Annotated in this window: 22 protein-coding genes; 7 read left to right on the top strand and 15 right to left on the bottom strand. The window is 62.2% G+C overall.

All coding sequences use genetic code 11. From position 1 onward, the window contains the following. Positions 1–29: 29 nt before the first annotated feature. From QU606_RS22650 to tusD, 5 genes are read right to left on the bottom strand one after another with little or no spacing between them, the layout of a single operon-like run. On the bottom strand, positions 30–1031 hold the full coding sequence (locus QU606_RS22650; RefSeq protein ID WP_024076154.1) for a glycosyl transferase family protein: 1002 nt from the start codon (positions 1029–1031) through the stop codon (positions 30–32). Next, positions 1028–1363 (bottom strand): TusE/DsrC/DsvC family sulfur relay protein, encoded by a 336-nt coding sequence (locus QU606_RS22645; protein ID WP_024076153.1) that lies wholly within the window; start codon positions 1361–1363, stop codon positions 1028–1030. Before QU606_RS22645 ends, QU606_RS22650 begins: the two co-directional genes overlap by 4 nt. Next, positions 1360–1638: a sulfurtransferase complex subunit TusB gene (tusB, locus tag QU606_RS22640; RefSeq protein ID WP_024076152.1), complete on the bottom strand. Its 279-nt coding sequence runs from the start codon at positions 1636–1638 to the stop codon at positions 1360–1362. Before tusB ends, QU606_RS22645 begins: the two co-directional genes overlap by 4 nt. Further along, on the bottom strand, positions 1638–1988 hold the full coding sequence (gene tusC / locus QU606_RS22635; protein ID WP_024076151.1) for a sulfurtransferase complex subunit TusC: 351 nt from the start codon (positions 1986–1988) through the stop codon (positions 1638–1640). The genes tusB and tusC overlap by 1 nt, the downstream gene beginning before the upstream one ends. 1 nt (position 1989) lies before the next feature. Then, positions 1990–2382 carry a sulfurtransferase complex subunit TusD gene (tusD, locus tag QU606_RS22630; RefSeq protein WP_041160966.1) on the bottom strand — a complete coding sequence of 131 codons (393 nt, stop codon included), beginning with the start codon at positions 2380–2382 and terminating at the stop codon, positions 1990–1992. Between the two features lie 157 nt (positions 2383–2539). Between tusD and QU606_RS22625 the strand changes: the two genes are divergently transcribed. Next, positions 2540–3715 carry a CaiB/BaiF CoA-transferase family protein gene (locus tag QU606_RS22625; protein ID WP_304997548.1) on the top strand — a complete coding sequence of 392 codons (1176 nt, stop codon included), beginning with the start codon at positions 2540–2542 and terminating at the stop codon, positions 3713–3715. Positions 3716–3830: 115 nt separating this feature from the next. Here the strand turns inward: QU606_RS22625 and QU606_RS22620 are convergent, their stop codons facing one another. Both QU606_RS22620 and QU606_RS22615 read right to left on the bottom strand, forming a co-directional pair. Continuing rightward, a complete protein-coding gene (locus QU606_RS22620; RefSeq protein ID WP_041161247.1) occupies positions 3831–4325 on the bottom strand; it encodes a SprT family zinc-dependent metalloprotease in 495 nt (164 codons plus the stop codon). A gap of 127 nt (positions 4326–4452) precedes the next feature. Further along, positions 4453–5055: a Yip1 family protein gene (locus QU606_RS22615; protein WP_024076147.1), complete on the bottom strand. Its 603-nt coding sequence runs from the start codon at positions 5053–5055 to the stop codon at positions 4453–4455. Between the two features lie 290 nt (positions 5056–5345). On the opposite strand from QU606_RS22615, the gene ttcA reads away from it, so the two are divergent. Next, positions 5346–6170, top strand: a complete 825-nt coding sequence (gene ttcA / locus QU606_RS22610) for a tRNA 2-thiocytidine(32) synthetase TtcA (RefSeq protein ID WP_150054751.1) — start codon at positions 5346–5348, stop codon at positions 6168–6170. A 67-nt stretch (positions 6171–6237) separates the two neighbouring features. After that, complete coding sequence (locus QU606_RS22605) at positions 6238–6909, top strand: DNA-3-methyladenine glycosylase I (RefSeq protein ID WP_304997547.1); 672 nt, start codon at positions 6238–6240, stop codon at positions 6907–6909. A gap of 367 nt (positions 6910–7276) precedes the next feature. Here the strand turns inward: QU606_RS22605 and QU606_RS22600 are convergent, their stop codons facing one another. The 3 genes from QU606_RS22600 to arsC are packed head-to-tail and all read right to left on the bottom strand — an operon-like array spanning position 7277 to position 8629. Beyond that, positions 7277–7681, bottom strand: coding sequence for a DUF2069 domain-containing protein (locus tag QU606_RS22600; RefSeq protein ID WP_024076144.1), 405 nt, complete (start codon positions 7679–7681; stop codon positions 7277–7279). Then, positions 7665–8279 (bottom strand): NAD(P)H:quinone oxidoreductase, encoded by a 615-nt coding sequence (wrbA, locus tag QU606_RS22595; RefSeq protein WP_024076143.1) that lies wholly within the window; start codon positions 8277–8279, stop codon positions 7665–7667. Before wrbA ends, QU606_RS22600 begins: the two co-directional genes overlap by 17 nt. Then, positions 8276–8629, bottom strand: coding sequence for an arsenate reductase (glutaredoxin) (gene arsC, locus QU606_RS22590; RefSeq protein WP_024076142.1), 354 nt, complete (start codon positions 8627–8629; stop codon positions 8276–8278). The genes wrbA and arsC overlap by 4 nt, the downstream gene beginning before the upstream one ends. Positions 8630–8744: 115 nt before the next feature. On the opposite strand from arsC, the gene QU606_RS22585 reads away from it, so the two are divergent. Next, positions 8745–9206 (top strand): TlpA disulfide reductase family protein, encoded by a 462-nt coding sequence (locus QU606_RS22585; protein WP_304997546.1) that lies wholly within the window; start codon positions 8745–8747, stop codon positions 9204–9206. 244 nt (positions 9207–9450) lie between these two features. On the opposite strand, the gene QU606_RS22580 is transcribed toward QU606_RS22585, so the two are convergent. The 4 genes from QU606_RS22580 to QU606_RS22565 form a co-directional block, all read right to left on the bottom strand. Beyond that, positions 9451–9855: an META domain-containing protein gene (locus QU606_RS22580; RefSeq protein WP_024076140.1), complete on the bottom strand. Its 405-nt coding sequence runs from the start codon at positions 9853–9855 to the stop codon at positions 9451–9453. Then, complete coding sequence (locus QU606_RS22575) at positions 9852–10292, bottom strand: hypothetical protein (RefSeq protein WP_024076139.1); 441 nt, start codon at positions 10290–10292, stop codon at positions 9852–9854. The genes QU606_RS22580 and QU606_RS22575 overlap by 4 nt, the downstream gene beginning before the upstream one ends. A gap of 71 nt (positions 10293–10363) precedes the next feature. Beyond that, the gene (locus QU606_RS22570) at positions 10364–11353 is read right to left on the bottom strand and encodes a 2-hydroxyacid dehydrogenase (RefSeq protein ID WP_304997545.1); all 990 of its coding nucleotides are present in this window, start codon (positions 11351–11353) and stop codon (positions 10364–10366) included. A gap of 26 nt (positions 11354–11379) precedes the next feature. Continuing rightward, complete coding sequence (locus QU606_RS22565) at positions 11380–14133, bottom strand: response regulator (RefSeq protein ID WP_069076500.1); 2754 nt, start codon at positions 14131–14133, stop codon at positions 11380–11382. Positions 14134–14339: 206 nt separating this feature from the next. Between QU606_RS22565 and QU606_RS22560 the strand changes: the two genes are divergently transcribed. Both QU606_RS22560 and QU606_RS22555 read left to right on the top strand, forming a co-directional pair. Next, positions 14340–15068, top strand: coding sequence for a response regulator transcription factor (locus tag QU606_RS22560; protein ID WP_102625480.1), 729 nt, complete (start codon positions 14340–14342; stop codon positions 15066–15068). Continuing rightward, positions 15055–16431, top strand: a complete 1377-nt coding sequence (locus tag QU606_RS22555) for a sensor histidine kinase (protein ID WP_150055036.1) — start codon at positions 15055–15057, stop codon at positions 16429–16431. The genes QU606_RS22560 and QU606_RS22555 overlap by 14 nt, the downstream gene beginning before the upstream one ends. Here the strand turns inward: QU606_RS22555 and QU606_RS22550 are convergent. Beyond that, complete coding sequence (locus tag QU606_RS22550; RefSeq protein ID WP_024076134.1) at positions 16428–16943, bottom strand: DUF2062 domain-containing protein; 516 nt, start codon at positions 16941–16943, stop codon at positions 16428–16430. The genes QU606_RS22555 and QU606_RS22550 overlap by 4 nt on opposite strands. 135 nt (positions 16944–17078) lie before the next feature. Here QU606_RS22550 and QU606_RS22545 point away from each other — a divergent pair, with 135 nt between their 5' ends. Continuing rightward, a complete protein-coding gene (locus QU606_RS22545) occupies positions 17079–19304 on the top strand; it encodes a DNA internalization-related competence protein ComEC/Rec2 (RefSeq protein ID WP_236645988.1) in 2226 nt (741 codons plus the stop codon). The last annotated feature ends 41 nt before the right edge of the window (positions 19305–19345 follow it).

Here is a 19345-nt window from a genome sequence, read left to right as displayed (position 1 = left end):
AAGCGCAAAGACCGGAAGTTAATGATCGATTAAATCGATTTGTCCCGCGCGTCCCAGTATTGCTGGGCCAATTCGAACGCCTGTTCCCGTGGGTGGCCGAGGCCGCGCAGCGCCAACGCCATGGTGGCGATCAGGGCCAGTTGCGGGTAGCTGTCCTCGACGTCGCCGCGCCACAGTGCTTTCAAGTGCTCCGGCTCAAGCGTGGCCGGCTTGACATGGCGCTGGGCGGAGAGGGCGGGCCATTCTTCGTCCCAACTGGCCCCGCCCGTGGTGCCGTACAGGTGGCTGAGCGTGTCGGGGTTGATCTCGATCTCGCCACCGTCGCCCTTGACCACAATCACATTGTCGCCAAGCAGGCCGCTGGCATCGCGATGAACACCCTGGTAGCCCGGGTGGAAAATGCTTTGCAGGCCGCACCGGGCATTCAGTGGGTTGAGCAGGCGCGCCAGGGAGTGGATCGGTGAACGCAGGCCCAGGGTATTGCGCAAGTCGATCATGCGTTGCAGTTGCGGTGCCCAATCGCCGAGCGGGATAAACGCCAGGTTGCCGTGTTCATAGGCCGCCTCGACCTGCTGCCAGTTGCGGCACAGCGGGATCTGCAAGCCTTCCAGCAATTGCTCGGTGTACAACCGGCCGGCGGTGTGTGCGCCGCCGCCGTGCATCAGGATGCGCACGCCATGTTGTGCCAGGCATTTGGCCGCCAGCAGGAACCAGGGCAGGTGGCGTTTCTTGCCGGCATAGGTTGGCCAGTCGACATCTACGTTCAGTGCCGGTGCGTGCAGGCGTTCGCGCACGGCTTCGGTGAAGCCAGCGAGCTCTTCAGGGCTTTCTTCCTTATGCCGCAACAGCATCAGGAAGGCGCCGAGCTGGGTGTCCTCGACCTTTTCATCGAGCAGCATGCCCATGGCTTCGCGCGCTTCTTCGCGGGTCAGGTTGCGCGCGCCGCGTTTGCCTTTGCCCAGGATGCGTACGAATTGCGCAAAGGGGTGCTCGGCGGGAGTTTCGAGGGTCAGCGGGGCAAAGTCGGTCATAAGCAATTCGTCGGCCTTGGCAGGCCCGCCAGCTTGGCGGCGAGTTTGGCGGGAGTGCCGTTGAACAGTTTGTTGAGGTGCAGGCTGTTGCCCTTTTCCGGGCCCAGCTTCAAGGCGGTGTACTTGATCAGGGGGCGCGTGGCGGGGGACAGCTGGAATTCGGCATAGAACTGGCGCAGCAACTCGAGGATTTCCCAGTGGTCCGCGGTCAACTCCAGAGGCTCGGCGGCGGCCAGGGCGTTGGCCACGTCGACGGACCATGCGTTCAGGTCGACGAGGTAGCCGTCCTTGTCCAGTTCAAGGGTACGAGCGCCTACGGTCAGGGTGTTCATAACCAGCTGTTGACCTTGTCGTAGTCAATCGACAACTGCACGAAACCCGGGTAGTCCACGCTATCGGCCCAGTCTGGCAGCGGTAGATTACGCGCCAGCATGTCCTCGGCCAGCACAAAGACCTTCACCCCCCTGGTCAGCAGGGCAGGGGCGTGCAGACCGTAGGCGCCATCGCCGCAGAGCAGGATGGCGTCCTCGCTGCCGCAGATACGCAGGCAGCTCTCGAGGCGGCTATCGGTAAACGGGGAGTGGGATATCACATGTAAAGTCGACATCAGAGGGTGATCACCTGGTCGTAACGGTCAATCAGCTGGGTGATGGCTGCGCTGTCCAGCGGCTGGGCAAGGGTCGAGTGCACAAGCCCGCGGGCGGCGAGGCTGTGGCTGCAGGCGAACACGTCGTCGATGCCAAACAGTCCCAGCGCCTGCAGGTTGGCGCTGAGGTCTTTTTGCTGCACGGCCTTGGCGTCCTGGTGCGGGGCCAGTTGGAACACGCCGTCATCGAGCAATAGCAGGCCGATGGGCAGGTCGAACGCGCCGCCGGCCAGCACGATGTCCAGGGCCTCCCGCGCACTCGGCCCGGACCAAGGCGCCTGGCGGCTGATCACCAGCAAGGATTTGGCCATGTCACGGTCCTCCAAAACAGATCAGGCGGTCGGCCGCCTGGGCGGCGTCATGCAATTGGCCCAGGCCGGACAATGCCCATGGCGCTTCCAGGTTGACCGCGCTGCGTTGATAGCGCGTGGCTTCTTCGTGATTGAGCACGCCACGGCGCAACGCCGCGGCGATGCAGACGACCCCGTCGAGCTGGTGCGCGCTGACCAGCTCACGCCATTGGCGGGCAATATCCTGCTCGTCCTGGGGCGTGACGATGGCATTGGAAGCGCTGTACACGCCATCCTGGTAAAAAAACAGGCGCACAATCTCATGCCCACCGGCCAATGCGGCCTTGGCGAACAACAAGGCGCGGCGCGAGGAGGGCGCGTGGGCGGCGGAAAACAGTGCAATCGCGAACTTCATGGAACACTCTGCAAGCAAACGTGGGCCAATGATAAAGCCGCCGACGCGAAAAAGCCCGCCATGATCAAAACGGTCACTGTCGCTGATCGTTCTGACGATTGCCGGTCGGCGCAAGGCTGCCTAGTCTGTGGGCATTCGAAACCCAGCAGGAGTCTCCATGTCAGGTCCCTTGGCGTCCCTCAAAGTCCTGGATTTTTCCACCTTGCTGCCCGGCCCGTTTGCCTCGTTGATGCTCGCCGACATGGGCGCCGACGTACTGCGCATCGAGTCGCCCACGCGCATGGACCTGTTACGGGTATTGCCGCCCCATGACCAGGGGACGTCGGCAAGCCATGCCTACCTCAACCGCAATAAGCGCAGCCTTGCCTTGGACCTCAAGCAGGCAGAGGCGCTGGAGATTGTGCGCGAGCTGGTCAAGGGCTACGACATTGTGCTTGAGCAATTTCGTCCCGGGGTGATGGAACGCCTGGGCTTGGGTTATGACGCATTGAAGGCGATCAATCCGCGGCTGATTTATGTGTCGATTACCGGCTACGGCCAGACCGGCCCCTATAAGGACCGCGCCGGGCACGATATCAATTACCTGGCGCTGGCCGGCGTGGCCAGTTACACCGGGCGTCGGGACAGCGGGCCATTGCCGTTGGGCATACAGTTGGCGGATGTCGGCGGCGGGTCGTTGCATGCGGTGGTGGGCCTGCTCGCTGCTGTGATCGCTCGACAGCAAAGCGGCGTGGGCCAGTATCTGGACGTGAGCATGACCGATTGTTCGTTCAGCCTGAATGCCATGGCAGGCGCTGGCTACCTGGCCTGCGGGGTGGAGCCGGAATGGGAAAGCCATGTGCTCAATGGCGGTAGTTTCTACGATTACTACCGGTCGCGGGATGGGCGCTGGATGTCAGTGGGCAGCCTGGAGCCGGCTTTTATGCAGCGGTTGTGTGAAGCGTTGGGGCGCCCGGAGTTGGCCGCGCAGGGTTTGAAGCCAGAGCAGCAGCCGGCGCTTAAGCAGGCCTTGCAGGTGGAGTTCGAGAAGCGCAGTTTCGAGGAGTTGTGCGAGCTGTTTGCCGGGGTGGATGCCTGCGTTGAGCCGGTGCTGACGCTCAGCGAAGCCGTGGCCCATCCGCAGTTAAAGGCGCGGGCGCTGGTCAGCCAGGTGCCCAGGGGGGATGGCTCGAGCCAGGCCCAGATTGCATGCCCGTTGAGGTTTTCGGAAGGGTTGCCCGCGCCCCGGCACATTGGCGCCGCCGTGGGCGCGCACAGTGATGACGTGTTGGCGGAGCTGGGTTTCAGTGCCCAGCGCATAGCCGATTTGCGGCGGAGCAAGGTTGTGGGGTGACTTCACCGGCGCTATCGGGGGGCAAGCCCCCTCCCACATTTGACCGCACTGTCATGTCGATCAACTGTGGGCGTCGGTTTTGCCCGCGATGAGGCCCTCGCAGGCACCGCAACCTTCACTCGACGCGGGTTTCCCCGGTAAACACCAAGGTCTGTCGGCAGCGCCGGCACAGGTAACGCCGCCCCTGCCGCACCAGCCCATGGCGCTGTGGCGAAAATGGGAAGTCGCTGTCGGCACACGGGCAACGATAGATGTAACGGGTCACCTGGCGGCGCTTGATTGCATAGGTGTGGCAGCGGTCCGGCGGTAGTTCATAGACGCCGCGCATGATCAACTGCCATTCCTCGCCATGGGGCTGGATGCGTTCACCAAACAATTGGTGGGCGATCAGGTGCGCGACTTCATGCGCCACGGTTTGCTTCAGGAAGTGTTGGCTGTTTTCTCGGTACAACTGTGGGTTGAAGCGCAGCAGGTTCTCATGCAAATGCGCGACACCGGCTTTCTGGCCCCGCAGCTTGAGGCTGACCTGGGGGCGTTTGAAGCTTCGTTTGAAAAAGGATTCGGCTAGCAGGAAACAATCTTCGACGCGGGTATTGAGTTGCTCGGGCATGCTGTACATATCTCCAGAGGTGCCCAGTATGCCGCAAAGCTGGGTGTTTCCGAATCTGTCAGGCGCCGAATGGTCATGCATGACGCACAAAGCCACCTTGCGGTGGCCTTGCCTGCGGTGTGAATACTCAGTTGGTGTAGATCGGGCCCACGCCCAGGCCCCAGACAATCACGGTAAACGCCATGATCGCGACCAGCACCACCAGGCCCACGGCCAGTACCGAGCTGGAAAACAGGAAGCCTTCATCGGGGTCGATGTTCATAAAAGTCGGCAGCCCTACGTACAGCAGGTACACCGTGTAGCAAATGGCTGCCGTTCCGACCACCATGCCGAGCCACATATGCGGATAGAGCGCCGCGAGCCCGCCGATAAACAGCGGTGTCGCCGTGTAGGTGGCAAAGGCGACACAACGCGCCATGCTGGGGCTGGCGTCGTAGGTGCGCGCCATCCAGTGAATGAAGGCGCCCATGACCGCTACGCCGCCGAGCATGGCCAGGTACGACATGATGGTCATCCACAGCGCGCTTTCCTGGGTCAGCATGACCGGGGAGCGGTTGCCAATGACCCAGCCCACCTGGGTAGTACCGATAAAGGCAGACACGGCGGGGATCGCCGCGAGAATCAAGGTATGAGTGAGGTACATGTGGCCGATGCTTTCTTCTTTATCGCCACGAATTTCCCGCCATTCCTGGTCGGGATGGGTAAAAAGCCCCACGACGTGATGGATCATGCCAGTCACTCCTGTCGTTATTACCATCGCCCCCCATTGGAGCGCCCACGGGCCAGATGGCCTGAAAGGTCTGGATATGTGTGCGACCTCAAGTCGCAGTATAGGAAGTGATGACCGGAAAAACCGTAGGGCTTTAGAGCAAATTGCGCTGTAAACAGTGGGGTTAATCGCGGCGCGGTCTGTAGTCGGCCATGCAGCCAAGTGTGGGTCCCTCCCGCATTGGAACTTGGCCAACCTTATCGGTAAAATACCCGGCTTTTCGTCACATACCTCCAGCGGATCCAAGCGCCATGGGCACTCTTACGGTCAACCAGAACAAACTGCAAAAACGCCTGCGTCGCCTGGCCGGTGAAGCGGTCGCCGATTTCAACATGATCGAGGACGGCGACAAGGTCATGGTCTGCCTCTCCGGCGGCAAAGACAGCTACACCATGCTCGACGTGCTGCTGCACCTGCAAAAGGTCGCGCCGATCAAGTTCGAGATCGTCGCCGTCAATATGGACCAGAAGCAACCGGGCTTCCCCGAGCACGTACTGCCGGCGTACTTGAAAGAGCTGGGCATCGAGTACCACATCGTCGAGAAAGACACTTACTCGGTAGTCAAGGAACTCATCCCCGAAGGCAAGACCACCTGCTCGCTGTGCTCGCGCCTGCGCCGTGGCACGCTTTATACCTTTGCCGACGAAATCGGCGCGACCAAGATGGCCCTGGGTCATCACCGCGATGACATCGTCGAAACCTTCTTCCTCAATATGTTCTTCAACGGCTCCCTCAAGGCCATGCCGCCCAAGCTGCGCGCCGATGATGGGCGCAACGTGGTGATCCGCCCGCTGGCCTATTGCAACGAGAAGGACATCCAGGCCTATTCGGATTTCAAGCAATTCCCGATCATCCCGTGCAACTTGTGCGGCTCCCAGGAAAACCTGCAGCGCCAGGTGGTCAAGGAGATGCTTCAGGAGTGGGAGCGCAAGACGCCGGGCCGCACCGAGAGTATCTTCCGCAGCCTGCAGAACGTGATCCCGTCACAGTTGGCCGACCGCAACCTGTTTGACTTCACCAGCCTGCGTATCGACGAGACCGCCGCTTCGCGCTTCGTCAACGTAGTGAACCTCTGACGTTTTTCAACGCTCTGAACGACGGCGCTCACGGGCGCCGTTTTCATTTCAATTTCCAGGAGAGGGCATGCGCGATTACAAGTGGCTGCACGAATACTGTCTGAACCGCTTCGGTTCGGCGGCCGAGTTGGAGGCGCACCTGCCAGTGCCCAAGACCCCGGCGCAATTGCGCAGGATCAGTGATGATCGCTACCTGTCGACCCTGGCGCTTCGTGTATTCCGTGCCGGGCTCAAGCACAGTGTGGTGGACGCCAAATGGCCGGCGTTCGAGCAGGTATTCTTCGGTTTTGACCCGGAAAAAGTCGTGCTGATGGGCGCTGAGCACCTCGAGCGCCTGATGCAGGACACCCGTATGATCCGCCACCTGGGCAAGCTCAAGAGTGTGCCGCGCAATGCGCAGATGATCCTGGATATCGAGCAGGAGAAAGGCAGCTTCGGTGCGTTTATCGCCGATTGGCCGGTGACCGATATCGTCGGCTTGTGGAAGTACCTGAGCAAGCACGGCCATCAGTTGGGTGGGCTGTCGGCGCCGCGCTTCCTGCGCATGGTGGGCAAGGACACGTTTGTGCCGAGTGATGACGTGGTCGCCGCATTGAATGCGCAGAAGATTGTCGACAAGGCGCCGACCAGCCTGCGCGACTTGGCGACGGTGCAGGGTGCGTTCAACCAGTGGCATGCCGAGAGTGGGCGGCCGATGTGCCAGTTGTCGATGATGTTGGCGTACACCGTCAACCATTGAGCCGGTTTTAATGTGGCGAGCCCGATTGTTGTGGCGAGCGGGCTTGTTGTGGCGAGCGGGCTTGCCCCGCGTTGGGCTGCGAAGCGGCCCCAAGACCGGCTAATCAGTTCTGCCTGAAAGAATGCGGCGCCTGGGTCAGGGCTGCTTCGCAGCCCAACGCGGGCAAGCCCTAATGCCGTTCAGTTAAGCGTACATCGCCTTCTGTAGGAGCGAGCTTGCTCGCGAAAAACGTCAACGATAACGCGTGTTTCCTGAATCAACGCGGCGCCTGTGAGTTTTTCGCGAGCAAGCTCGCTCCTACAAAAAAGCCTTAACTGAACGGCATTAGGGCAAGCCCGCTCGCCACCACAAGCCCGCTTGCCACGCTTTACTCGGCCAGCCGGCGATTCAGTTGGTGCCGCCAACGCACATACAGCAGCGCCGTACAAAACAGCGCCAGGCTCGCCAGCATTTCCAGAACGCCGAACCACTGGCGGTTCGGGTCATACGCCGCTAGCGCGCCCTTGATGAAATACAAATTCACCACAAAGCACATCCACGAATGCCCGCGGGCGCTGCCGATGAGCATTCCCGGCGCCAGTACCAGCAGCGGCACCAGTTCGATCAGCAGGATCACCCACGGGCGTGCGCCATGCAGGTCGGCCACGAACAGGTAGTAAATGCACAGCAACCCCACCAACCCGAAAAACGCCAACAGGCTCAGGGCGCGTGCGACCTTGACCCGCGGTTCGAGCCACGCCTGTGGGGGCAGGACCTTAGGCTTCCTGGCCACGGCCGTTCTCCAACAGTGCCGCGGTTTTTGCCAGGCGCAGGCCAAGGGCCTTGCACAGCGCAATTTCATGGGGGTCGAGCAGGCGCTTGCCGTCGGGCCCGGCGTGGTGGCTGGCGCCATAAGGCGTACCGCCGCCCTGGGTGTCGAGCAGTGCCTGTTCGCTGTAAGGCAGGCCGGTGATCAGCATGCCGTGGTGCAGCAGCGGTAGCAGCATCGACATCAGCGTAGTCTCCTGGCCGCCGTGCAGGCTGGCGGTGGAGGTGAATACACCCGCCGGCTTGCCGACCAGGGCGCCGGTGAGCCACAGGTTGCTGGTGCTGTCGATAAAGTATTTCAACGGTGCGGCCATGTTGCCGAAGCGTGTCGGGCTGCCCAGCGCCAGGCCCGAGCAGTGCTTGAGGTCATCCAGGCTCGCATAGAGTGCGCCTTCATCGGGAATGCTCGGCGCCACGGCTTCGCATTCGGTGGAGATGGCCGGCACGGTGCGCAAGCGCGCTTCCAGTCCGCCCAACTCGATGCCTCGGGCAATGTGCCGGGCCATTTCGCTGACCGAGCCATTGCGGCTGTAGTACAACACCAGCACATACGGCGCCGTCACGGCAGGATCTCCAGCACGTTCTCTGGCGGGCGGCCGATGATGGCCTTGTCGGCGGTTTCCAGGATCGGGCGCTCCATCAACTTTGGATGCGCGGCAATGGCGGCGATCAACTGGGCTTCAGTCAGGCTGGCATCCGCCAGGTTCAGGGCCTTGTATTCATCTTCGCCGGTGCGCAGCAATTGACGTGCGCTGACGCCCAGCTTGGCCAGCAGGGCCTTCAATTGTGTGGCGTCCAGCGGGGTTTCGAGGTAGCGCACGACGGTGGGGGCAAGGCCGCGCGCTTCGAGCAGTTCGAGCGCACCGCGGGATTTCGAGCAGCGCGGGTTGTGATAAAGCGTCAGATCGGTCATGTGCGGGTCGCATCTTGCGTAAGGTGGCGGGTATTCTACCTGCGCTGCGGCCCGTCCTTAAACCGTAAGAGGCGATAGGTCGCAGTGAACGTTCATTTTTGCGAAGGATTACCCCATGACAAGGCGACTGATCGGTGCATTAGCGATCATCACAACCCTGCTGCTCAGCGGCTGTGGCAATGACTATGGCGTTGACCAGTACGGCCAGAAGGTTGCGGCCGAGCGCCTGGACAAGCAATGGTTGGTGGTCAATTACTGGGCGGAATGGTGTGGCCCTTGCCGTACTGAAATTCCGGAGCTCAACGCCTTGTCAGAACAATTGAAAAGGCAGAACGTCGGCGTGTTCGGGGTCAATTTCGACAATGTGCAGGGTGCGGAACTGAAGGAAGCCAGTGACAAGCTGGGCATCAAGTTCACGGTGCTGGCGCAGAACCCGGATGGGATCTTCGATATTCCGCGCAGCGAGGCGTTGCCGGTGACGTACATCATCGATGACAAGGGCAAGGTGCGTGAGCAGTTGATGGGCGAGCAGACGGCGGAAGGGGTGCTCGCCAAACTTAAGGCCCTGCGCGGTTAAAGCAACACTTCAAATCAAATGTGGAAGGGGGCAGGCCCGAACGCCAGTCAGTTAAGGCTTTTTTGTAGGAGCGAGCTTGCTCGCGAAAAACGTCAACGATAACGCGTGTTTCCTGAATGAACGCGGCGTTTGTGAGTTTTTCGCGAGCAAGCTCGCTCCTACAGAAGGCGATGTAGCCTTAACTGACTAGCGTTCGGGCTTGCCCCTCCCACATTTGGATCCCATCAATCCATAGATTGGGGGTTCAACCCTCTTCGAGCCACAGGCGAATGGGCTTGCCTTCGGCCGGCCAGAAGCGGGTCTGTTCGATCGGCGAGGTATCCCAGCGCTCGACGCCTTGCAGGGCCTGGAAGAAGCGGTGTTCCTGCTCCATCAATGCCTCGGCGCAGAGTTTGCGGGTGCTGCCGAGCTTGCCGAAGCTGAGCTTGTCGCCCTTGACGGTGTACGGCGCGAACCAATGGTTGCAGCCGCCGTTGCCATAGGCACGGCCGTCAGATCCCAGGGTGACGGTGAGGTGGGCGTAATCCATCAGCGGCCGCTCGCCAATCCATTCCACCACGTAGCTGTGATCCTGCTTGAGCTTCGCCGTGTCGCCGGCGCAGCCTGTCAATGCCGTACCGAGGACGGCGAGCAGAAGCGGGCCTTTCATTGCGCAGCCTGCTGGCATTTCGGGCAGCGGTGTTTGTCGCCTTCGTGGGTCCAGCCTAACTCGGCAATGCGCGCGTTGGCGGCCGGCTGCAGCGGCTCCTTGGTCAGCTTGGTTTCCACCGCGAATTCAAACTCCAGCACAGCGTCGCAGCTGTCGCAGTTGACCTTCCAGGTGTGAATCTCCAGCTCGCCGAATTTCGGCCCCTGGGCCATGGCAACCCATTGGCCCGCCGGGCGGATGGAGTAGCGTGCATCACCTTCGACGGTGAGGCGCATCGACAGGGTTTTACTGCCGCGCAGGGTGACGATCAGTACGTCGCCATGCTTGATCGAGCCCCCGTTGCCGGTGACCTGGTAACGGCCCGGCACCAAGGCGCGGCATTCGATCAGGGTGTGTTGCGGGCTCAGCAAGCTGAAGCGGAAATCGTGTTCGGCCATGGATCCTCCAAATAGGCGCGGCATCCTATCACGGGTGCCGCTCGATCATGAGCCGGGTATGTGACCGCTGATCATCCCTCGACCAGGTTTTGTGCCCGGCCGTCGGCCCATGCCGCGATATTGGCCAGGGTGGTGCCGGCGATCGCCGCCAGCGCTTCACGGGTGAGGAAGGCCTGGTGCGCGGTGATGATTACATTGGGGAAGGTCAGCAGGCGGGCGAGGACGTCGTCCTGCAAGGGCAGGTCCGAGCGGTCCTCGAAAAACAGTTGGGCTTCTTCCTCGTACACGTCCAGCCCCAGATAGCCGAGTTGGCCCTCCTTGAGCGCTTCGATCAGCGCCGGGGTGTCCACCAGGCCGCCTCGTCCGGTATTGATCAGCATCGCACCGGGTTGCATCTGCGCCAGGGAACGGGCGTTGATCAGGTGTTTGCTGTCGGCTGTCAGCGGGCAATGCAGGCTGATGATCTGCGCCTGGGCCAGCAGCTCGGGCAGGCTCACATAGCGAGTGCCAAGAGCCAGGACGTGGGGGTTAGGGAAGGGGTCGTAGGCCAGCAGTGTGCAGCCGAAACCGGCCATGATTTTGGCGAACGTCGCGCCGATCTGCCCGGTGCCGACCACGCCCACCGTCTTGCCCACCAGATCGAAGCCCGTCAGGCCGTGCAGGCTGAAATCGCCGTCGCGGGTGCGGTTGTAAGCGCGGTGCAGGCGGCGGTTGAGGGCAAGGATCAATGCCACGGCGTGTTCGGCCACGGCGTGAGGCGAGTAGGCGGGGACGCGCACGATGGTCAGCCCCAGGCGCTTGGCGGCGGCCAGGTCGACATGGTTATAGCCGGCCGAACGCAGGGCGATCAGGCGCGTGCCGCCGCGGGCCAAGTGTTCCAGCACCGGGGCGCTGAGATCGTCGTTGATAAAGGCGCAGACCACTTCGTGGTGTTCGGCCAGGGCGACGGTGTCGAGGTTGAGGCGGGCCGGCTGGAATTGCAGTTCCAGGCCGGCGGGCAAGGGCTCACCGAGAAAACTGTCGCGGTCGTAGGCCTGGCTGCTGAAAAGGATGATGCGCATTGAATAGCTCCCTGCATTAAGGTGGATCAGACACTGACCCGCGCTTCACTGGCCAGTCGTGCAATGGCCATGTCCAGTTCGTCCAGCGCGGCCACGGCCTTGGCATCGTCCTGCTTGAGCAGGGTTTCGGCACGTTGGCAGGCAGCACGCAGTTGCGGCACGCCGCAGTAGCGCGTGGCGCCATGCAGGCGGTGGACGCGCTCGATCAAGGCATGGTTGTCGTTGGCTTCGCGGGCAACGGTGATGGCCAGGCGGTCGGCTTCCAGGGATGCCAGCAGCATCGCGAGCATGTCCGCCGCCAAGTCAGTCTTGCCGGCGGCCAGGCGCAAGCCTTCCTCGTGATCGAGCACCAGCAGTTGCACGCCGGGCCCCAGATTGTCGGACGAGCGCTCCGGCCCCTGGTTGCGCAGGGCCAGGCCGGTCCACTTCAACACCACCTGGGCCAGTTGCCGCTCGCTGATGGGCTTGGTCAGGTAGTCGTCCATGCCGCTTTGCAGCAGGGCGCGTTTTTCATTGGCCATGGCGTGGGCCGTGAGGGCCACCACCGGCAGGGGCGTGCCATTGCGCTCGCTTTCCCATTGGCGAATCGCCTCGGTGCTCTGGCGACCATCCATGCCCGGCATTTGGACGTCCATCAATACCAGGTCGAAGGTTTCCTGCTTGACCGCTTCGATGGCCGCGTAACCGCTTTCTACCGCCTGGACCTTGGCACCCATGTCTTCCAGCAGGGTTTGCACCAGCAACAGGTTGGCCGGATTGTCGTCCACGCATAACACACGAGGTGCGCGGCTGGACAACGGCTCGCCCGGCTCGCTACGCGATGGGCGCGGGCTGATCAGGTCGGCCAGCGCGCGGCGCAGCTTGCGCGTACAGGCCGGCTTGGCCTGCAACTGGCTGTTAGGGTTGGGCACCGACTGGTTGAATAGCATTTGCTCGGTGGTCGGGCACAGCACCAGGACTTTGCAGCCCAGGTGTTCGAGGTCCCACAGGTGCTGGTTGAGACGCTCGGGCGGAATGTCATTGGCGGTGACGCCGAGCACGGCGAGGTCGATCGCCTGTTCGGTCTGGTGGGCGCTGGTGATGCCGTTGGTCAAGCTTTCCAGGGTATTGAACGGGGTGACTTCCAGGCCGCAGTCTTCCAATTGATGTTGCAGGGCCTGGCGCGCCAGTTCGTGGTTTTCCAGGACCGCCACGCGATGGCCGAGCAACGGCGCACAGGGCAGGTCTTCGACGTCATCGCGGGTCTTGGGCAGGTTCAGGCTGATCCAGAACTCCGAGCCTTCGCCCGGTGTGCTGTCGACGCCGATTTCACCGCCCATCTGCTCGATCAGGCGCTTGGAGATCACCAGGCCCAGGCCGGTGCCGCCGGGCTGGCGCGACAGTGAGTTGTCCGCCTGGCTGAACGCCTGGAACAGTGCGCGCACATCCTGGTTGGACAAGCCAATACCGGTGTCCTGCACGCTGATGCGCAGTTGTACGCTGTCTTCCTGTTCGTCCTCGATCATCGCGCGGGCAACGATGGTGCCTTCACGGGTGAACTTGATCGCATTGCTGATCAGGTTGGTCAGGATCTGCTTGAGGCGCAGCGGGTCGCCGACCAGCGCCAGCGGGGTGTCGCGGTACACCAGGCTCACCAATTCCAACTGCTTGGCATGGGCGGCAGGGGCGAGGATGGTCAGGGTGTCTTGCAGCAGGTCGCGCAGGTTGAAGGGCACGCTGTCGAGGACCAGCTTGCCGGCCTCGATTTTCGAGAAGTCGAGGATTTCGTTGATGATGCCCAACAGGTTGTCGGCAGATTTTTCGATGGTGCCCAGGTAGTCCAACTGGCGTGGGGTCAGTTCGCTTTTTTGCAGCAGGTGGGTGAAACCGAGGATGCCGTTGAGCGGGGTACGGATTTCATGGCTCATATTGGCCAGGAACTCCGACTTGATACGGCTGGCCTCCAGGGCTTCCTTGCGTGCCAGGTCCAGCTCGATGTTCTGGATCTCGATGGTTTCCAGGTTTTGGCGCACGTCTTCGGTCGCCTGGTCGATGCTGTGCTGCAATTCTTCCTGGGCGTTCTGCAGGGTCTCGGCCATGCGGTTGATGCCTGAGGCGAGCTGGTCCAGCTCCTGGCTGCCCAGCGGCGGCAGGCGCGTTTCCAGGTTGCCGTCCTTGAGCTGGGCGACGGCTTGTTTGATCTGGCCAATCGGCGAGTTGATGGTACGACTGATGCGCAGCGCCAGGGCGGCAGTGCAGATCAAGCCGATAGCGATCAACAGCAGGCTGGCGAACAGGCTGCGATAGCCACGCAGCAACATGCCGTTGTGGGACAGTTCCACCTCGACCCAGCCCAGCAGGCGGTCGGATTCATCGGGGATCAGGTCGCCCGCCAGGTTGCGATGACGGCCAAACACCGGCAGCAGATAGCGGGTGGCGTCGTTGCCGGTGCGCTGCAACAGGTGGGAACTGTTGCCGGTCGGCGGCTGGTTGAGCATGGTCGGGCCGGCGTGGGCCAGGGACACGCGATCCGGCGCTAAGAAGGACACGGCGCGTACGTCGGGCTGTTCCAGGGATTGGGTGGCGATGCGTTCCAGCAGGTCGGTGTTCTTGTTGCTCAGGGCCGGCGCGACCAGCGGTGCCAACTGTTCGGCGATCATTTCGCCGCGTTGCAGTAATTGGGTTTGCAGCTCAGAAAGTTGCATCCAGGTGAAATAGCCCCCCAGCAACAAGGCCATCAGGCTGGTCGGTAACAAGGTCAGCAACAGTACGCGGCCTTTTATCCCCATTCTTCTAAGCACGCCACTCTCCTGCTTCCACACTGAAATCAATTGTCCCGCGCGGGCATCCGGCCCGCGCCACGTGCGCAGTGTAGCCATTTGCGCGGCCTGGAATCTTGCAAATTAATGATACATCGCAGTCTTCAGGCCATTTCGCGCCGCTCGGCGATTGCCTGGGGCGGGGTAATCTTGAATAATTAGTATTTGAGAATGACTTGCAGACGCTAATGAATCCCGCGGCAGTTAGCCTACCCAATATCCTGACCATCGAAGATGACCCTGTGCTCGGTGCCTACGTCCACGAGCATTTGGGGCGCTGCGGGTTTCAGGTCACTTGGTGCCAGAACGGCCAGCAAGGCTTGCAACTGGCGCGTAGCCAAGTGTTCGACGTGGTGTTGATGGATATTTTGCTGCCGGGGCTGGATGGCTTGTCGATCCTCACGCACTTGCGCCAGCATCACGCGACGCCGGTCATCCTGATGTCTGCCTTGGGCGCCGAGGCTGACCGCATCAACGGCTTTCGCCTGGGCGCGGACGATTACCTGCCCAAGCCGTTCAGCATGATTGAACTGCGGGTGCGCATCGAAGCCATCCTGCGCCGCGTGGCCTTGGACCGTCGGCCGTTGCCGACGCAGCAAGCGATGCGCGACGACGCACGCACCCTGCGCTTTGATGATGAGCTGTGCGACGTCGTCTATCAGGCGCAGTGGGCCGGACTGACCCGCAGTGAATACCGTCTGTTGGAAACCCTGCACCGCAACGGGGAAGAGGTCCTGAGCAAGGCCTTCCTTTATCAACATGTGTTGCAGCGCGGCTATGCACCCCACGACCGCAGCCTCGATATGCACATCAGCCAGATGCGTCGCAAGCTCAAGGCCATCGGCTACAGCGAGCGCGAAGTGCGCACGGTGTGGGGCAAGGGTTATGTACTGAGCGGTCACGATGAAGCTGTTTGAGCGGCCATTGCAGCGGCTTCCGGGCAAGCATTCGATATTCTGGAAGCTGGCGTGCCTGCTGATTGCTTTCTGCTTGCTGATGATCTGGCTCAGTTGGTCGTGGGGCCGGTACATGGAGGAGCAGAACGCCTTCCTGGCGGACAAGTCCCGCGAGATTCTCAGGGGCTACGCGGCGGGTGCCGAGTTGGCCTTCAGCACCCAGGGGCGTGCCGGCGTGGATGCTTGGCTGCAATTGATGGCAACGCGTGAAAGCACTTGGGTCGGCGTGATTGGCAATGACCTGCAGTCGCTCAGCAGCGCGCCACTGAACGATAAGGAAAGCCAGCGCCTGACTTTTTTGCGCGGCCTGGATTGGCCGGTCAGCCGCCATGTCAAAGGCTTGCCCTGGATGAAGGTGCCGTTTCCCGTCGACCCCAGCGTCGGCTCGCTGGTCATCGAACTGCCCCAGCGCTTTATGCCGGGGCAATACCAGCTGTTCTGGCGGGTGGTGACCAATGGCATGATCCCAGGCCTGTTTACCCTGTTGCTGTGCATCGGCCTTTATCGGCTGCTGATCATGCCTCTCAACCAGCTGCGCGAGCAGGCCAACGCCTGGCGTGCCGATCAATTGAATACCCGTCTGTCCCACGATGCCACCAGTCGCCAGGATGAACTCGGCGAATTGGGGCGCGCCTTTGACCAGATGTCCGAGCGCCTGCAAGGCACAGTGGTGGTGCAACGGCAACTGCTGCGGGACATGTCCCATGAACTGCGCACGCCGTTAAGCCGTTTGCGGGTGGCCTGTGACAGTGAGCGAGACCTGACGCAACTGCGTGAGCGGCTGGGACGGGAGATCGATGCCATGCAGCGCCTGGTGGATGACAGCCTGCAACTGGCCTGGCTGGATACCGAGCGGGCGCCGCTGCCGGTGGAAAACATCCAGGTGCAAGCGCTGTGGGACATGCTCAGCGAGAACGCCTGTTTTGAAAGCGACTGGCCAGCCACGCGCCTGCCGTGCGTGGTCGGGGCTGATTGCTGGGTGCGCGGCAACCTGAATGCCTTGGCCCAGGCGCTGGAAAATATCCTGCGCAACGCCATACGACATTCCCCTGTGGGCGGGATTGTGTGGCTTGATGGACGCCGTGATGGCGAGCACTGGCACCTGTGGCTGGAAGATCAGGGCGGGGGAATTGATGAGGGCGATCTGGAACGGATCTTTGCGCCGTTCACCCGGCTGGAGGGTTCACGCCCCGGCGACGGCGGCTTCGGACTGGGCTTGAGCATCGCGCGCAATGCCGTGCAACGCCAGGGCGGTAGCCTCTGGGCGGAAAACGCCGGGCAGGGCTTGCGCGTGCACCTGCGGTTGCCGGCCCGCGCGGATTAACCGCGGCGCTGTTTGCGTTTCTTCCATTGGTGCGCGACCCACCAGCGCCAGTAAATCATGGTCAGGCAATAGGCCAGCGCACCCAATACCAGGCCCAACACCACCGAACCCAGCAGGAACGGCTGCCACAGCGTGCTCAACTGACCGCTGATCCATTCCCAGGTCAGGTCATCGGGCAGGCTGCGCGGCGGCACATTCATCAGCCACGCGCCGGTCATGTAGGTACAAAAGAACACCACCGGCATGGTGATCGGGTTGGTCAGCCACACCAGGCTGATGGCAATGGGCATATTGCCGCGCACCGCGATTGCCAGCACCGCAGCCAACAGCATCTGCAAGGGGATCGGGATAAACGCCGCGAACAAGCCCACGGCCATGGCACGCGCCACCGAGTGTCGGTTCAGGTGCCAGAGGTTCGGGTCATGCAGCAAGGTGCCAAGAAACTGTAATGACTTGTGTTCCCTGATACTGGTGGGGTCGGGCATGTACCGTTTGAATAAGCGCCGGGGCATAAGGGGTCCAGGTCAGTTCGAGGGGCAAGTATGCCCGCATTCTATAAACAGAAAATTCAGACTTTGTGACAAAACATCATAGGCGTTGCTCGGTGTCCGGCTAAGACTGAGTGGATCACTTGGAAGGGATGATTCATGAAGACAGGGATGTTCGCGCTTGCGCTGGGGCTGCTCGCCTTGCGTTTTTTACCCGCGTTGCCGCCTGCCGCGGGGGTGTTGGCCATGTGCGTGCTGGCGTTGATGCTGCTGCCGTTTCGCAGCCACCCACTGGCGTTCTTTCTGCTGGGCTTGAGTTGGGCGTGCATCAGCGCGCAGTGGGCGCTGGATGACCGCCTGCAACCGGCGCTCGATGGCCAGACGCGCTGGGTGGAGGGCCGGGTGACCGGGTTGCCGCAGCAGACCAGCACGGGCGTGCGTTTCGAACTGACCGACGGCCGGTCCCCCAAGGCGCGTTTACCCAAGCGTATTCGCGTGGCCTGGCATGGCGGGCCACCGGTGCGCAGTGGGGAGCGCTGGCGCTTGGCCGTGACGCTCAAGCGGCCATCCGGCGTGCTCAACTTCCATGGCTTTGATCATGAGGCCTGGCTGTTGGCCCAGCGCATCGGTGCCACCGGCTCGGTGAAAGACGGTGAGCGTTTGGCGCCGGCGCGCAACGCTTGGCGCGACGCGGTCCGCCAACGACTGATGGCTGTGGATGCCCAAGGCCGCGAGGCCGGGCTGGCCGCCTTGGTGCTGGGCGATGGCTCGGGGCTGGCCGCCGAGGATTGGCGTGTGTTGCAGGACACCGGTACGGTGCACCTGCTGGTGATATCCGGCCAGCATATTGGCTTGCTGGCGGGGTTGATCTATGGGCTGGTCACACTGCTGGCGCGCTACGGTTGCTGGCCCCCCGCCTGGCCGTGGCTGCCTTGGGCGTGTGGCCTGGCATTTGCTGCCGCGCTGGGCTACGGCCTGCTTGCGGGGTTCGGAGTGCCGGTGCAAAGGGCCTGCGTGATGGTGGGGCTGGTATTGCTGTGGCGTTTGCGTTTTCGCCATTTGGGCGCCTGGTGGCCATTGTTACTGGCATTTAATGGCGTGCTGATCCTTGAGCCTTTGGCCAGCCTGCAGCCGGGGTTCTGGTTGTCGTTCGCGGCTGTCGCGGTATTGGTGCTGGCATTCGGTGGGCGTTTGGGGCCGTGGAGCGCCTGGCAAGCCTGGACCCGTCCCCAGTGGTTGATCGCGATCGGCCTGTTTCCGCTGTTGCTGGTGCTGGGGTTGCCCATCAGTCTCAGCGCGCCGTTGGCTAACCTGTTTGCCGTGCCATGGATCAGCCTGGTGGTGTTGCCCTTGGCATTGTTGGGCACTGTGCTGGTGGCGGTGCCCTTTGTGGGGGAGGGGCTGTTATGGCTGGCGGGTGGGGCGCTGGATGGGTTGTTCCGCGCCTTGGCGTTGCTGGCCGGGCACCTGCCGGCATGGATACCGGCCGAGGTGCCGATGGGCTATTGGCTGGTGAGCGTCGCGGGTGCAGTGTTACTGCTGTTGCCCAGGGGCGTACCGTTACGACCGATGGGGTGGCCGATGCTGTTGTTGGCGGTGTTTCCGCCGCGGGAGCCGGTGCCCCATGGGCAGGTTGAGGTGGTGCAACTGGATGTCGGTCAGGGGCAGGCGCTGGTGCTGCGCACCCGTCATCACACCTTGCTCTACGATGCGGGTCCGCGCTCGGGGGAAGTCGATCTTGGCGCGCGCGTGGTATTGCCGTCATTGAGAAAACTCGGGGTGGAGGTATTGGACATGATGCTGCTCAGCCACGCCGACGCCGACCATGCCGGCGGTGCGGCGGCTATTGCCCGTGGGCTGCCGATCAGACGGGTAGTCGGAGGCGAAACACGAGGCTTGCCGGCGTTTCTCGGCACTGAACCCTGTGTCAGCGGTGAACAGTGGGAGTGGGATGGGGTGTCATTTGAACTGTGGCAGTGGCCAGATGCTATTAGTGGTAACCCGAAATCCTGTGTATTACAGGTCCAGGCCAAGGGTGAGCGCATGTTGCTCACGGGGGATATTGATCGCGCCGCCGAGCGGGCTTTTCTTGCCTCGCCCTTGGCTGTGCGGACTGATTGGTTGCAGGCGCCCCATCATGGCAGCCGCAGTTCTTCGTCCTGGCCCTTTGTGCAGCGGCTGGCGCCCACGGCGGTGCTGATTTCCAGGGGGCGAGGCAACGCGTTCGGCCACCCCCACCCCCAGGTGATGGAACGCTACCGGGCACTGGGTACCCAGGTTTATGACAGTGCTGAACAAGGGGCTGTGCGTGTGCAATTGGGGGCGTTCCTGCCACCGACTGTTGCGCGCAGTCAACGCCGTTTCTGGCGCGAAGCGTTACCGTAATCCTGCGTTACCAAAGACCGGAGCCCGTGAGAGGCGGGTCC

The organism is Pseudomonas sp. OVF7 (genome assembly GCF_030644265.1).
GTDB classification, from domain to species: Bacteria; Pseudomonadota; Gammaproteobacteria; order Pseudomonadales; family Pseudomonadaceae; genus Aquipseudomonas; species Aquipseudomonas gorinensis.
This window is presented reverse-complemented; position numbering and strand designations above follow the sequence as displayed.